This is a genomic window from Bacillus sp. WC2503 (genome assembly GCF_052682895.1).
In genome coordinates, this window is record NZ_JBQYMD010000002.1 from 145,224 (window position 1) to 159,296 (window position 14,073).

Here is a 14,073-nt window from a genome sequence, read left to right on the forward strand (position 1 = left end):
GTTTGCACAAAAATCTAAAATTTAGGTTTATGCTGCTTTGTTTAATTCCTGTTTCTGATTTAGCACTGAAAATCCGTATTTTACAAATGTTTCTTTTACTTGATCCGTTTGAAGATAGTTATAATACTCTGTAGTTTGAACTGGAGACAGTGTTGCTTTAAGAACACCCATTGGATAAATAATAGGGTCATGTAAACTAGAATCTGCTGTATCTACTATTTTTACTTGAGGTGAAATAAGTGCATCTGTCTTATATACAAGCCCAGCATCAACTTGCTTTGTTTCAATCAACGACAATGCATGTCTTACATCAGTTGCTAATACAAATTTAGGTTTTAAAACTTCATACAGGTTCAGCCCTTCAAATACTTGTTTTGCATACATTCCAGCAGGTACTGTTGCAGGATTACCAATAGCTATCTTTTGCGCATTATTTGTATTCAAGTCTGAAAGACTATGCACAAGATTATTATCGATTGGTGTTGCCAATACTAATTCATTTCCTAAAAAATTAATAGCTTGGCTCGGATTGATATACCCCTTTTCAACTAGAGGAGTGAAATTTTTTTCTGCAGCGGAGATAAATAGATCTGCCGATTTACCTTGCTCAATCATTTGTTGAAGTGAACCCGAACCACCGTAAGTGAAAGTAAACTTTACATTTCCATGAGTTTTCTCATAATTAGCTGTAACTTCCTCTAAAACATCTTTTAAACTTGCAGCAGCAAATACTTTTATCTCAGTTTTATTAACATTTTCTTCCGCCATAGCAGGAGAGAATCCTGTGAAAATTGCGAGCATAAAAACAGAAACAGCACATAGTAAAAATAATTTAATTGTTTTCATAATTTTTCTCCCTTCTTAATAAAAGACAATAAATAAATTACCTAAAAAAAGTACTCTTGTATCTCCTCCTTTATCAAAAGCATCACTTGTACAAAATTTAATTCTCGCAAACAGAACATACCACAATATTCCTACTACATTTTAAATTCTAATTTTTCTATATTTTCAGATTTATTTTTTGAGAAACATTTGTACAATAATATCTGCTCAATTTAAACAAATAAAGTATTATGAATCTGCTTTTTTATAAAAACCAACGCAATAAATGTTTATGAAATAACATCATCATATGTCGAAATATGCGATTTTATTTCATAAGGGAATTTTTTTGCGAAAAAATAATCTGAAAATACTCGTACTTAGTTATATTTAGTTATTTTTAATTGTGTTTAGTTAAAATTCGTTATGCATTAAAATCTCCGAAGAAATATATTCCAATTAAATCAAAAGTATTGTATACTTCTTTTTGTATTTTCAGAATAATAAAACGGAGGTGTTACAATTGACTTCATACTAATATGTACTTACATTTACAAACAATAAATTCGAAATACTCAATGTGGAACATACCTTCAAATTAGTATGTTTTTAAAAGAGGTTTATTAGTTGGATAGCCTGTAGAATTTGATACTGGACTAGTTTCATTATAAGAACTAATCCCCCCTTTCAGTTAAAAATACAGTCTATAAACATAAACCATTTGCTTGTATATTAAATAACTTTCTAATCTATGAAGGAACAAAAACAAAAGGCTTCTCTCAAAAGTATTACAGTTGAAAATACGCCAGACACTAAGAATTATTTCAAGCATGTGGAAAATCACTATATATAATATTTTTCCAATTTACAAACCACTAATCATTGGGAGAAAAATTATTTAAACTACATTATAAAATAAATTTAAAAACTAAATATATTAATTTAAAGTAAATGTTGCTACAAACTAATAAAAAACGTTTTTAATACAGGTCAATCACTACTATAACAATATTAATCTTAATAAAGAGGTGGATAAAAATGAAAACATTTGATAAGTACTGTTCCTTTACTTTCTTTTCATACTTTGCAACATTTGCTATTGTAGTTCCGCTAACCGGTCTTTTTTTAAATCAATTACACTTTGGTAGCAAAGAGATAGGGATAATCCTTGGCATTTCAATCCTAGCCAGAATACTAGGACCATATGTATTCCTACTGATATCAAAACTAAATAGAAATTTAGCAAGCATATACCTTATACAATGCGTCCTCCTTTTAGTCGTTCTGTTTGTTGGTACTCAAGTTAAAAATAGCTTGGCTATAGTTATAGCACTCTCCTTACTAAATATTTTTTGGATATCTATTTTACCCAACATAGAAACAATTTCATTATCAAAGCTAAATGGTGACATGAAACGCTACTCAACCATTAGGATGTGGGGAAGCATCGGATTTATTTTCTTTTCAGTTTGGGCAAGTCATGCCCTTATTAAATTTGGTCCACTATCTTTTTGGTTTATATTAATATTTTTAGGGTTTATGTTGTTAATTTCCTCTACTCTACTAATTCGCCTTGAACCGATTGAGGTTACGAAAAAAAAATCAAAAAGTATTTTTATTGAAAAAAAACTTTTGCTTTTTTATTCTGTATTTTTCTTATTTGAATTAACACATGCACCTTATTATGGATTCTTTTCTATTAAGTTGTTGGAAAATAATTATACTGGTTTTGCAATAGGTTCATTAATTGCTTTTGCAGTTATATGTGAAATTGTTACTTTCGCTTATGGTCATAGGCTTCTAAAATATATGAATGTTTCATCTATTCTCTTATTGTGTTCTATTTTAGGTATTCTAAGATGGACATTAATAGAACTTTTTGTAGGAAGCATCACTTTATTAATAATTTCACAGTTAATGCATGCTTTTACTTTTGCTTTATATCACATTTGTGCTATGAACATTTTAAGTTTAAATGCAGACCAAGATTTAATTAGCCAAAGACAAACTACCTACACAGTTCTTACCATGGGTATAGGTGCTGCATTAGGAGCTTACCTGTCTGGCTTGTTCTGGGACGTTAAAATTTTTCAATTCTCATCGTTCATATCAGTTGGAGTTAGTTCACTGGTTATTAGTATAATACTTATTTTATTAATAATGAAAAAAGAAGCAAACCAAACCCTAAATATTCCTACCGAGAGTAATATGTAATTATATAGAGAAGGATCCTTGTTGTAACAAGCCTAAGAAAACTACATGCAAAACATTAAATGATACATTTTAATCTTTAAAAACAAATTCTCTTATTCAATACCAAAATCAGTTTTCTAAATTTTCAAAAATAAAATTATCTCAGAATTTCCGTATTTAAAACAAAATTTATCAATACCTTTCTACAGTGAAAAAGTTTAATATATTAAAAAGGTTCCAATATAACCCTTATATTGAATTTTTTTGATACTGAAACCCTATTACTTTATAAGTGTCTTTTCATAAACACACATTAACAAGAATTAATTTTAAAACAAAAGTTTCTATGCACTTCATAAATCTTAAAGGAGGATAATTATGTATAATCATGTGATACAACTATTAGATCAAGCAAATATTTCTTATCAGCAATACAAGCATGAACCCAATCTGGATTATGATACAGATAGAGAAATACGAAAAAGATTTAATTTAGAAGGTGTTCCAAGTAAAAGTTTATTTCTAAAAGATAAAACCGGACATAATTATGTGCTAGTTACGATTGAAGGCGAAAAATTAGATTCAAAATCAATGAAAGAACTAATTGGCAAGAGGGTTTCAATTTGTTCATCTGAAGAGTTGGTTGAAAAGACTTCCTGTGTTCCCGGTTGTGTAGCCCCTTTTGGATATCAGGATGAGGTTACCCTTATTATAGATAAAAAGATCTATAATTATAATAAATTTCTACTATCTCCAGGTGTACCTGAGTTAACAATTGAGATACACACAGAGGATATCAATAAAATTTTAAATATAGTGAAAAACAACATTTTAATTTATGAAAACAATCAATGATTTTATACTTACAATAAGGAGGGATTACAGTGGTAATCCAATTAACCAAATCTTATTTGTATAATCAAAATAGAATTCTTGATGAAAAGAACAATGATTTCTTAGAAAGCTGGAAAATACACGCTTACAACAGTTTCCACAAAAGTATTATGGATAATTCTAAACCGTTTCCTTGCTATTTTGCAGTAGATTCCGAAAAACATGGTTGGTCCAGATATCTTTTTATTGATTCAGCTTATGATCAAAAAGAGCTACTAAAGCTTAGAGATGGAATTTATGAATATATAAAGACATATCAGCAAATTGCCAAGCGGACCACGCTAGTGATATTCTTCAAACCCTCAAGTAAGCAATTACTAGCAGAAGAATATAAAAAACAATTTTGGAATGTACTACAATTTTTAATCGAAAATGATCCTGAACCATGGAATCCAGAAATCCCAACAGATCCTTACCATGCTAAATGGGAATTTTGTTTTGCTGGAGAACCTATATTTGTAGTTTGCCGAGCACCTATATATGCTGAAAGACAAAGCAGATATACAGAGAATGGTCTTGAAATTACCCTTCAACCCCGCGGAACCTTAGATGATATTACAGGTAATACCAAACAGGGAAAACAAGTCCGTAAAGTTATTAGGAAACGCTTATTAGCCTACGATAATATTTCAATGCATCCAGATATAGGTGATTATGGTGCTGAAAATTCACATGAGTGGAAACAGTATATTTTGCCTGAAACAAATGAAGAAAGCGTAATGAGATGTCCGATTACAGGTGTAAAAAAACATGATTAGCATGATCTTTAGTTATATACTGTTAGGTGTTTCCCTTTCTGCTCCTGTGGGCCCAATCAATGTGGCTCAAATAAATAAAGGCATTAAAAATGGATTTTGGAGTGCTTGGTTTGTTGGATTAGGTGCTATGTCAGCTGATGTAATTATGATGCTACTCATTTATTTTGGGGTTTCCACTTTTTTAACAACTCCAATTGCTCAACTCTGTATTTGGATTTTTGGTTTTATTACCATGCTTTACTTAGGATATGAAAGTATTAAGGATGCTCCTAAACAAGTAAAGCATTCTTTAACTGGTGAAAAAGAACATCCTCTAAAATCTTTTTTAGCAGGATTTGCAATTGCAATTTCAAATCCATTAAATATAGTATTTTGGATAGGAATTTACGGTTCTGTTCTTACTAGCGCAATAAATACAATTGGAAAAGAACAAGCTCTATGGTATAGTACAGCTATTTTTGCAGGTATTATGCTATGGGATTTATTCATGGCTACATCCATACATTTTGGTAGACGCTTTGTAAACGCTACTGTAATGAAATGGATTTCCATTTCAGCAGGTGTTATTTTAATCTGTTTTGGTATGTATTTTGGCTACCAAGCTGTGCTAACAATCCAACAGTTAATTTAAATAAAGTTGCGAAAATATCCCTTTGGAGTTGATAATCCAAAGGGATATTTTTCATTTAATAATTTAAAAATATATTAATTGATTTTTAAAGATTTAATTATGACTTAGGCTATATAATTCAGAAAGTTTCTCTAACCTATTTATGATCTCTATTTCATATTCTATGTCCATTGGAATACTTTCTTTAGAGAATGGCGCTAATTCTGGATGATGTCCAACCATTACTGAATATGCAGCATGTTCGAACATACTTATATCATTTGCATCATTTCCAAAGGCTACATATTCCCCTTCCTTAACCCCTAATACCTGTAGTGCATTCCATTTATGAATCCCCTTTGGACTAATATCTATTACATTCTCATTTCTATGTTTATGTACTACAACATCTAATAAACTTAGACTCTGAGATAGTTCTTCCATGTTGCTCGCTGTAAGGATTAAAATCTTAACTATAGAATTTAAAGAAGTCACCTTAACAGATTTAGCAAGTTTAGCTGGATCTAGATTATTAAGTATAGAATGATTATCCGGACCAGTATATGCATAATCCCAATCACCATCAATTAAATACGTTGCTTGAAATTCATTTATCAAAGCAAGAATCTTTTTTAGTTGCGATTTCTCGAACTCTTTCGAATAAATTAATTTTCCATTTTGAGAAATTAAAGATCCATTTCCACCAATCAATGTATATTCGTGAAAACGTGGATGTATCACAGGTAGCATATCACGAATAGGTCTTGCAGAAGCAAATATAACTTCGTGACCATTTTTACTAATTTTATCTAAACATGCAAGAATTTTTTCCGAAACTGGTTTTCCCTTGAAGCAAATTGTACCATCTAAATCAAAGACAAATTTCAAAATTTGCACTCCCCTTCTTATTTTTCCTAGATTATATAATAACTCAAAAATAAACAACGTGATTTTACTTTAAGTTACTTACAGCTATTCACTTTACCCAATGCTGATCTATCATCTACCTTCTCTTCTGCTTATCTATAATGTCTTTAAATAAATCAAACATAAATTTAATAGACTATGTAGATTTTTTAAATTATTAACAAAGAAAACATATCATATCAATTCTATTAATTGCAAAATTATTTTTTTCTTTATTTTCAGGATAAAAACCTTTTGAACGCTTTATTTCTTAGTCACAACCCTTGATATTCTTACAATGTAATAAATGATTTTCACTTCATTAACTATAAAAATTATCATCTTAATAAACTAAATAAGGAATATTCTGAATTAACTACACAAATATATATCCAGCTACGTTTAGTTATTTTTAGTTATGTTTAGTTATGTTTAGTTATGTTTAGTTATGTTTAGTTAAAATAAGTGTTGTTTTATAACTAAATTTATTGTTTAATATAATTTAGTTATAACTGGAAAATAGGTCCGTATCTATAAATATATATTTTTCAAGCATTATTTTCTCTTTTCTCATCCAACAACCAGATCACTCACAAAAATATGAAATATCAATTACAAGAAAATTAATATTACAAATAAAAGTGAATCTAGGAGTGACGAAATGACTAACAATACTATAAAAAAAATTATCGAAGATAGATATAAATTTTATACAGAGGCCTTAGCTACAGAAAATATTATTTGGGATAAAGAACTCAATGCATGGCTTGTTTTTGATTACACCAATATCACCCAACTACTAAAAGATTCTCGATTAAAGGCTAATCGAAAAAAACAATTCATCGAAAAGCTAGATATACCTGTTGAGTATAAAGATAAACTCTCTAATTTTTACTCTAGATGGTTAATGTATATGGATAATCCTGAGCATAAAGAATTGCGTAAACATGTACAAGTACCTATCAATTTAACAAACTCTATTATAGAAGACTTAGCTAAATCTTCTACACTCAAAGTATTGAATGCTCTGAACAAAGATACTGAATTCGTTGACGTTGTCAATGAAATAGCTATACCGTTTACAGAAAATACTCTCGCTAATTTATTGGGTCTAGATGTAAAAGATTATAAACTAATTCTACAAGAAGCTTTTAAAGCTGTGGATTTCCTTTGGATTCCTGTTCCTAGTTTCGAAGATTCACAAAAAACTGTTCACTCTATTGACAAAACCTACAGTATTATTTCTGAAATTCGCGACCAACAAAGATACGAAAAAAACGGTTTATTTGATTTAATACTAAAAAATGTAGATCAAGTCGAAGATAGTTTGGCACTAATAGCAAATGTAACAGTAGATGGACATGAACCATTTCTTAGTGCTGTAAAAACATTAATGTATCTTTACATACAAAAGCAGAATGATAAATTACCTCAAAATAATCCTTACAGTTTACTAACAGTAGAAAATATAGTTGAAGAATCTTTAAGAATGGAATGCCCTTTTCCCTATTGTGCACGTGTTGCCAATGAAGATATACCTTTAGAAGATAAGCTCATTAATAAAGGTGACAGAATTATTTTATTTATCTCTTCTGGAAATAGAGATCGGAGTAAATATGAAAACCCAAATGAATGCCAAAAGCGATTAAATACCCCTCCAATCTTAAGTTTTGGAGTTGGTTCTCATTACTGTGCCGGTGCAAATCTAACAAAGAAATCACTAAAAGTATTTTTAAATACCATACAACCTTTTATAGAAGATAAGTCACTTATTATTGACCATTTAGAATGGAACGATACTTTTGGATTTAGAACAATTTCAACTTTGAAAGTTACAATAAAAACGAAGTACCCAGTCAATGTATAAAAAATTTGAACAGAGGAGGCTTATGTCATGACAGAATGGATTTATACTCACTTTAATATGACACACTACAATACAACCATAAAAAAAGAATTACTAGCTGCTCTAACAAGTTTCTTCACTGTTTCATATATAGTGATTGTAAATGCCTCCATATTAAGAGACGCAGGAATTAGTACAGAGGCATCTGTAGTAGCCACTACTCTTACATGCTTTTTAGGTTGTCTTATAATAGGATTTTGGGCAAATTCCCCTCTCGTAATTATCCCTGGAATGGGGGAAAATATTTTCTTTTCCTATACAATTGTTCAATCTCTAGGACTAAATTGGCAGGAAGCTTTAGGAGTCGTATTAGTATCAGGCATTATTTTCACTCTGATTACATTTACACCTTTTTCTAGACTTTTAATCAACTCTATTCCACACTCCTTAAAAAATGCTATTACTGTAGGGATTGGCCTATTTTTGACCTTTATCGGACTTCAAAAAGGTGGACTTATTACAGATTCTTCTGTAACGATAATAGGATTGGATAACCTATTTAAAGCAAATACATTACTTACAATTTTCACTCTGGCATTAGCTGTAATCCTTTTTATTTATAATATCAGGGGTGGATTTTTAATCGTTATAGGAATTAGTACATTAGTTGCAGCCCTCTGTGGCATAACAAAATTAGATCCTTCTTATAATATGGGATCTTTATATGAGCATTACCCAGCTGTGTTCAATGCTTTTTCTTTTGCACAAGTAAAAAATGCATCCTTTTGGACAGCTACCTTTTCTTTAACAATGATTCTACTATTTCAAAATCTAGGAACCATACAAAGTTTTGAAAATGACAATAAACGTTTCAATCGAGCTTATCAGGCAACCGGGATGTCCAACATTTTTGCCGGGATTTTTGGGACTAGTTCTACTGTAGCTGGTTTAGAAAGTGCTGTGGGAATAGCTGCTGGTGCAAAAACCGGTTTATCTTCTATTTTTGTTGGATTACTATTTCTTATCTCTTTTTTCTTTATGCCTTTTATAAAAATGATTCCAGATGGAGCCGTTGCACCTATTCTAATTATCATTGGAAGTTTAATGTTAAAAAGCATAAAAGAAATTGACTTTGATGATTTCTCGGAATATTTCCCTGCCTTTCTTACAATTATTATGATTCCACTGACTTACAATATAGCTGACGGTATAGCGTTTGGTTTTATATTTTATCCAGTAATAAAACTTCTAACTGGAAAAAGAAAAGAATTAAACAAAACTATTTGTGTTATCGGTCTATTATTCTTATTAAACTACTTATTATCCTATTAATTAGTAATTCTTTATACATAGAAAAAGACTGCTTTATATAAAGCAGTCTTTTTCTATGTATAAATCCCATCTATAAACAGATAACAAGCTTTTTATGTCTCATTACTATAAATAAAAAAAGATATTAAATCTACCTAAAAAGATTCGTATATCGTGTTTCCTGTCAATGTTAAATCATATCCTCCAATAGACTCTAGTTCCTGTTTAAAATCTGTTGAATGCAGTATTTCTTTAATTTCATTAATAATTTTAACAGTATTTTCATTTTTTAAGATAATAAGATCATACTGTTCCTTTATTAATGGAACGAATTCAACCTTTGTTATATTGGCAACATTCTCAATCCCTATTCCCACATCCGCTTTATTCATAGCTACACTAGTTGCAATACTAAAGTGGCTACTTTCTTCGTAATCATAACCTTTAATCTTTGTTCTATGTATATTATGAATACGTAACTGTTCATCTAATAAAACGCGTATACCCGCTCCAACTTCTCTATTCACTATCTTTACATCTTCTCTGCATAAATCTTCCCAAGTTTTGATATTCTTCGGATTACCTTTTTGTACATAAAATCCTACATTCCTTAAAAGTAAATTAAAGATTATATACTGGGAATTTGTTAAGATTCTTTTAGTATAGGGAATGTTGTATTCTTTAGTATCACCATCAAATAGATGTAGACTGACTATACTTCCTTCACCTTTATACAAACGAATCAAACTTGTAAGACTTCCATCATAAGCTCTTAGCATTCTTTTCCCCATACTACTCTCCATATATTTTCCTAGTATGTCCAATGCCATATCTTGCCCACTAATTACAATTGCATTCGTTAAATTATGTTTTTCAGATAATTGAGCGGAATTTTTTAGGCTCCCCGTTTTACTTTGCTCTATGTATTTCTGTAGATCTTCTACATCAATTCGAACTTGCCTACCTATTCGATAAGATGGCAATTCCCCTCTTTTGATAAGTTCATAAACAGTTAATTTAGATATTTTCAACTTCTTTGCAGCTTCTTCTGCTGTATATGACTCGTTCAAAGTTTCAGTCCCCCAATCTCTTAAATTTATCATATAACATTTGTCTCTATTTTTCCAAGAAGTATATTTGTAGCAAATAGAATACCCTTAAATTAATTTTTTATAAACTGAACTATTTCTTTTATCCTGTACTAATCACGTACTTAATTTTTAAAAAGAATACTGTTTTTTAGTTCTCCTCATTTTTTTCATAAAAACATCAGTTTAAAGCTCTTCTTCTCACTTTTCACGAGCTATTAATTAAAACTGAAGTGACCTACGTTTCAGAGAATTTATTTCTCAACATAAGACACCTAGAATTTTAAATAGTTAAATGGTAATATATAGACATCTCAATTACGCTATTTCTTGTAGCTAGGGCTTGTTTCAAGGACAGGCTCTTTTTTTATGGATTTTTAAACATTTCTATTTCCTTTAGTTTTTTTATAATTCCAGTATATAAACACCACTCTTTACTTTTATATCCTATTGAACCGTATTCTGTGCAATTTACACTGAACTTGAATTCTTCTTATAAGAATTAGCCGTTGGTGATTTGAAGCATGGAGATACTTTTGACATTACAACTTATACAGGTGGTAAAGATATATCGATTAAATGCAGTTGAATCTAAAATACAAATACGCTTAAAAACAGAAGTATATGGAGAAGAAAACTGTATAGATGGGGTCAATTTTCGGCTTAGTAGTTCAGCTAGTATGTGTTGTAAAAATTGGACGGCCGCTTGATTAAATCGTTGATGCTTCTAAACAGCTAGTTAACTGAGTTAAAGAAGTAGTAGCAACATTTTGGCTCATCCATACACATAAGGCGACTAAATCCTTTGCTTTGTACTTACTGGTTCGTTGCACAAAACCAACATATCTAGCAAGATCTCGTAAGATATTTGGGGATAAAAAGCTTTGAATTTCTTGAGCAAATAGTTGTAATTCGTCAGATATAGAAACAAACATACAAAAACGCCATCCTTTCCTATGATTCTACAGAAAGAATAGCGTATTTTTTCATTATAGGCGTTATAAAATTATTAAGTTAATGGATATGGATGGGACCTCTAGAATTTAATAATCTATTCATATCAATAAATTAGAACAACGATATTAAATGTAAATTAAGCCTTTCTAACCTTCTGTCTACCATTTTTTAATTTAGAAAATGGTAACAATTTCTTAAAATATACTATTAGAGTCTAGATGTTTTAAATAAAAATTTATATAAAATGTAGAAGCAGACAGCCGTTAGGGCGCCTTGCCATAAACTTATGTTATATGAAAGAAATGGATGTTTTTTAAAGAAAATATATATGAGTATTGCAGAGCCAAATGGGATAGAAACTGCTAATCCAAATGAAATCCGGCTTTTCCAATTCATTTTTACATCAAAAGAAAAACCTTTTAATATATGAAAAATAATATAAATGCCCCCAGTAAGGATTGTGACAGATAATAAAGTACCTAATATATCAAATGATACACCTTGAAGTGCATGTTTTTTGGGAGAAACTGAAATTATCATTGCGGATATAGTATCTATTCCAAATTGAATAGCCAATAATAGACTTACAATAAAGCCTATAGATGCAAATTTTTCAAAAATTGTTTGCTTAGGTAACGCAGTAATTAATTCGTCACAATATGCTTGTAAATCATCTCCAAAAATATCGTAAGCCGTTTTACCTTCTTTTTGAGACTCTAGAAGATGATCTAAAATCTCTAATAATAGTTCTTCCGATTGTTGTTCCGGAACATTGGAACAACGTATATACACCAAGATGTTCCCATAAGCCAATTCATTTTCTTTTGTTAGTAGTTTTCTTTTTTCATTGTTAACTTTGATCATTTCCTCAGGTTTCACTTTCTTTTCTCCCCTTTAATAACTGATTTACAGTTGTCGATACCATACCCCAACTTTCCTTAAATAACTCTAATTGATCTAACCCCTTCTTTGTTAAGTGATAATACTTACGTTTAGGTCCTAAATTAGAAGCTTTTAAAGTTCCCTCAATGAGTTTTTCTTTCTGCATGCGTAATAAAAGTGGATAAATACTGCCTTCGCTTACAAATGTAAAACCATATTGATTTAACTTTGCGCTTAGTTCATACCCATATACCTCGTCTTGTGAGATGATATATAAAATACAGCCTTCTAATACACCCTTTAGCATTTGGCTATGCATCAATTCATCTCCTTTCAGTATGTTGCTATACAATCTACCTTACTTTTAAAGTGTAGCATCAAGTAACTTGTTATGCAAGCTACTTGACAGTTTTTAAACAAATAGTAAAAATAAGATGTAAATTGCTTTTGATCAATATTTTAAGTTTAATTCTTGAACCACAATGTAATATTTCAATTTTAAATTAAGAACCTTAAATTAATTCAATACATTTTTTATTAGTGAGATCCCGTCTCATCGCCATTAAGTTGAAAATTAATTGTTGCACAAAACGTAAAAAACGAACCGAATTCACATAAATAACTGTAGAGAAATCAAATTTTCGTTTTGGGGGTACTTCAAAATATTAGCTTGATAGCGATGTGGCGGTACCCCTCTTAGTTGTATAAATGATAGTAAAAACAAAAAAGACATAAATTAACGTAGATAGATAATTTATGTCTTTTTTAACTAAAACTAAATTATTTTATGATTTAGTTTTGTGAAGTCTGATAGTCTTTTATTTTTTGGTTAATAGCAGATGTAATAAATTCTTCAATGGTAGTGTTGGTTTTCTCTACTATTTTATTAATTGCTTGATATTCTTTGTTTGAAAGTGTAACTGGTTTTGTCACGCTACTACTATCTAAATATATACTATTATTTACACGCTTTATTAATTTTCCTTCTATTATATATGGTGTTAAGTATTCTATCCATTCCACTTGCATACCCATAGGTAATTCAATAAGAGATTGGCGTATATCGAAATACCAAAAACCCTCCTCTTCTGAAACCTTTAGGTTTCTTGGTGATACGTACTGAAGAATTAAGTCAATCAATTGGAAAGAATTGCTGCGTAATTGATCGGACTTAGGTAAACGGAATTTAACAAATCTTTGATGATGACTACGTGGTTTATCAGGTAGATCATATGCTGGTACAAATCCCGATTTAATAGCTTCATTTAAGGTGAACTCACTTCCAAATTCATCAATCAACATAATCTCACCACGCTTAGGAATAGAAATGACCCTTGCTATTGTATTACTTTGAATATATTTATGGAAAAGGACTGTATTATACTTTTGTGAGTACGTATACATCGTGTTTTCTTGATCAAATTGTTTTATAACTTGAAGTAACTCTTCTTCTCTAATGAATTTAGTTTCGCGGTTACGATGTTCCCGTATAGTAGCGGCTAATTCTCCATCCCCTAACCATTTTTCTAATTGATATGTGCTTATACCATATTTTTTACTAGCTTGGTAAAGGGTAATACCTTCGGTTTCTCTTCCCTTTTTAATTGTTTCCACATCTTCTCTTTTGAAAAGGAAACTTCCATCTAAACGCCATGTATCCTTGTTGATTGGTACTAATTCTTCCTGTTTGATTAAATTATTAACAACGAAATTACTAACTTCTAAATATTCCCTCACTTCGTGTGTATTCATAATCATTTGCTGATTCTCATTCATATTTCCTCTCCTCTTATATTTCATTTA

At 30.2% G+C, this 14,073-nt stretch carries 12 protein-coding genes and 2 pseudogenes; 7 read left to right on the forward strand and 7 right to left on the reverse strand.

Annotated elements, in window-relative coordinates; all coding sequences use genetic code 11:
* Positions 1 to 27: 27 nt before the first annotated feature.
* The gene (gene modA / locus ACUN26_RS28015; protein ID WP_000848981.1) at positions 28 to 846 is read right to left on the reverse strand and encodes a molybdate ABC transporter substrate-binding protein; all 819 of its coding nucleotides are present in this window, start codon (positions 844 to 846) and stop codon (positions 28 to 30) included.
* Between the two features lie 1,017 nt (positions 847 to 1,863).
* On the opposite strand from modA, the gene ACUN26_RS28020 reads away from it, so the two are divergent.
* From ACUN26_RS28020 to ACUN26_RS28035, 4 genes are all read left to right on the forward strand, one after another.
* The gene (locus tag ACUN26_RS28020) at positions 1,864 to 3,039 is read left to right on the forward strand and encodes an MFS transporter (RefSeq protein ID WP_000846435.1); all 1,176 of its coding nucleotides are present in this window, start codon (positions 1,864 to 1,866) and stop codon (positions 3,037 to 3,039) included.
* Positions 3,040 to 3,396: 357 nt separating this feature from the next.
* Complete coding sequence (locus ACUN26_RS28025) at positions 3,397 to 3,873, forward strand: YbaK/EbsC family protein (protein WP_000282323.1); 477 nt, start codon at positions 3,397 to 3,399, stop codon at positions 3,871 to 3,873.
* Between the two features lie 29 nt (positions 3,874 to 3,902).
* Positions 3,903 to 4,670, forward strand: coding sequence for a YqcI/YcgG family protein (locus tag ACUN26_RS28030; RefSeq protein ID WP_000236660.1), 768 nt, complete (start codon positions 3,903 to 3,905; stop codon positions 4,668 to 4,670).
* A complete protein-coding gene (locus ACUN26_RS28035; RefSeq protein WP_000624907.1) occupies positions 4,663 to 5,301 on the forward strand; it encodes a LysE family translocator in 639 nt (212 codons plus the stop codon). The genes ACUN26_RS28030 and ACUN26_RS28035 overlap by 8 nt, the downstream gene beginning before the upstream one ends.
* A gap of 93 nt (positions 5,302 to 5,394) precedes the next feature.
* On the opposite strand, the gene ACUN26_RS28040 is transcribed toward ACUN26_RS28035, so the two are convergent.
* The gene (locus ACUN26_RS28040; protein ID WP_000673599.1) at positions 5,395 to 6,168 is read right to left on the reverse strand and encodes an HAD-IIB family hydrolase; all 774 of its coding nucleotides are present in this window, start codon (positions 6,166 to 6,168) and stop codon (positions 5,395 to 5,397) included.
* A gap of 679 nt (positions 6,169 to 6,847) precedes the next feature.
* On the opposite strand from ACUN26_RS28040, the gene ACUN26_RS28045 reads away from it, so the two are divergent.
* Together ACUN26_RS28045 and ACUN26_RS28050 are read left to right on the forward strand one after the other, a co-directional pair.
* On the forward strand, positions 6,848 to 8,053 hold the full coding sequence (locus ACUN26_RS28045) for a cytochrome P450 (RefSeq protein WP_000184028.1): 1,206 nt from the start codon (positions 6,848 to 6,850) through the stop codon (positions 8,051 to 8,053).
* 27 nt (positions 8,054 to 8,080) lie between these two features.
* Positions 8,081 to 9,364: an NCS2 family permease gene (locus ACUN26_RS28050; RefSeq protein WP_000141339.1), complete on the forward strand. Its 1,284-nt coding sequence runs from the start codon at positions 8,081 to 8,083 to the stop codon at positions 9,362 to 9,364.
* A 134-nt stretch (positions 9,365 to 9,498) separates the two neighbouring features.
* Here the strand turns inward: ACUN26_RS28050 and ACUN26_RS28055 are convergent, their stop codons facing one another.
* Positions 9,499 to 10,446 carry a helix-turn-helix transcriptional regulator gene (locus ACUN26_RS28055; RefSeq protein ID WP_000609184.1) on the reverse strand — a complete coding sequence of 316 codons (948 nt, stop codon included), beginning with the start codon at positions 10,444 to 10,446 and terminating at the stop codon, positions 9,499 to 9,501.
* 484 nt (positions 10,447 to 10,930) lie between these two features.
* Between ACUN26_RS28055 and ACUN26_RS28060 the strand changes: the two are divergent.
* A pseudogene (locus ACUN26_RS28060) lies at positions 10,931 to 11,008 on the forward strand (DUF5065 family protein); the annotation flags it as partial.
* On the opposite strand, the pseudogene ACUN26_RS28065 reads toward ACUN26_RS28060, so the two are convergent.
* The 4 genes and pseudogenes from ACUN26_RS28065 to ACUN26_RS28080 form a co-directional block, all read right to left on the reverse strand.
* Positions 11,009 to 11,366, reverse strand: a pseudogene (locus ACUN26_RS28065) (IS4 family transposase); the annotation flags it as partial.
* 229 nt (positions 11,367 to 11,595) lie between these two features.
* Positions 11,596 to 12,267 carry a DUF1129 family protein gene (locus ACUN26_RS28070; RefSeq protein WP_000801532.1) on the reverse strand — a complete coding sequence of 224 codons (672 nt, stop codon included), beginning with the start codon at positions 12,265 to 12,267 and terminating at the stop codon, positions 11,596 to 11,598.
* Positions 12,257 to 12,589 (reverse strand): PadR family transcriptional regulator, encoded by a 333-nt coding sequence (locus ACUN26_RS28075; RefSeq protein ID WP_000556075.1) that lies wholly within the window; start codon positions 12,587 to 12,589, stop codon positions 12,257 to 12,259. Before ACUN26_RS28075 ends, ACUN26_RS28070 begins: the two co-directional genes overlap by 11 nt.
* A gap of 473 nt (positions 12,590 to 13,062) precedes the next feature.
* A complete protein-coding gene (locus tag ACUN26_RS28080; RefSeq protein ID WP_001004988.1) occupies positions 13,063 to 14,046 on the reverse strand; it encodes a hypothetical protein in 984 nt (327 codons plus the stop codon).
* Positions 14,047 to 14,073 lie beyond the last annotated feature (27 nt).

Excerpts from the sequence above, each read along its gene's own strand:
- ACUN26_RS28020 (WP_000846435.1), top strand. The coding sequence starts at position 1,864 with ATGAAAACATTTGATAAGTACTGTTCCTTTACTTTCTTTTCATACTTT.
- ACUN26_RS28050 (WP_000141339.1), top strand. The coding sequence starts at position 8,081 with ATGACAGAATGGATTTATACTCACTTTAATATGACACACTACAATACA.
- ACUN26_RS28055 (WP_000609184.1), bottom strand. The coding sequence starts at position 10,446 with ATGATAAATTTAAGAGATTGGGGGACTGAAACTTTGAACGAGTCATAT.
- ACUN26_RS28025 (WP_000282323.1), top strand. The coding sequence starts at position 3,397 with ATGTATAATCATGTGATACAACTATTAGATCAAGCAAATATTTCTTAT.
- ACUN26_RS28080 (WP_001004988.1), bottom strand. The coding sequence starts at position 14,046 with ATGAATGAGAATCAGCAAATGATTATGAATACACACGAAGTGAGGGAA.
- modA (WP_000848981.1), bottom strand. The coding sequence starts at position 846 with ATGAAAACAATTAAATTATTTTTACTATGTGCTGTTTCTGTTTTTATG.
- ACUN26_RS28035 (WP_000624907.1), top strand. The coding sequence starts at position 4,663 with ATGATTAGCATGATCTTTAGTTATATACTGTTAGGTGTTTCCCTTTCT.
- ACUN26_RS28045 (WP_000184028.1), top strand. The coding sequence starts at position 6,848 with ATGACTAACAATACTATAAAAAAAATTATCGAAGATAGATATAAATTT.
- ACUN26_RS28075 (WP_000556075.1), bottom strand. The coding sequence starts at position 12,589 with ATGCATAGCCAAATGCTAAAGGGTGTATTAGAAGGCTGTATTTTATAT.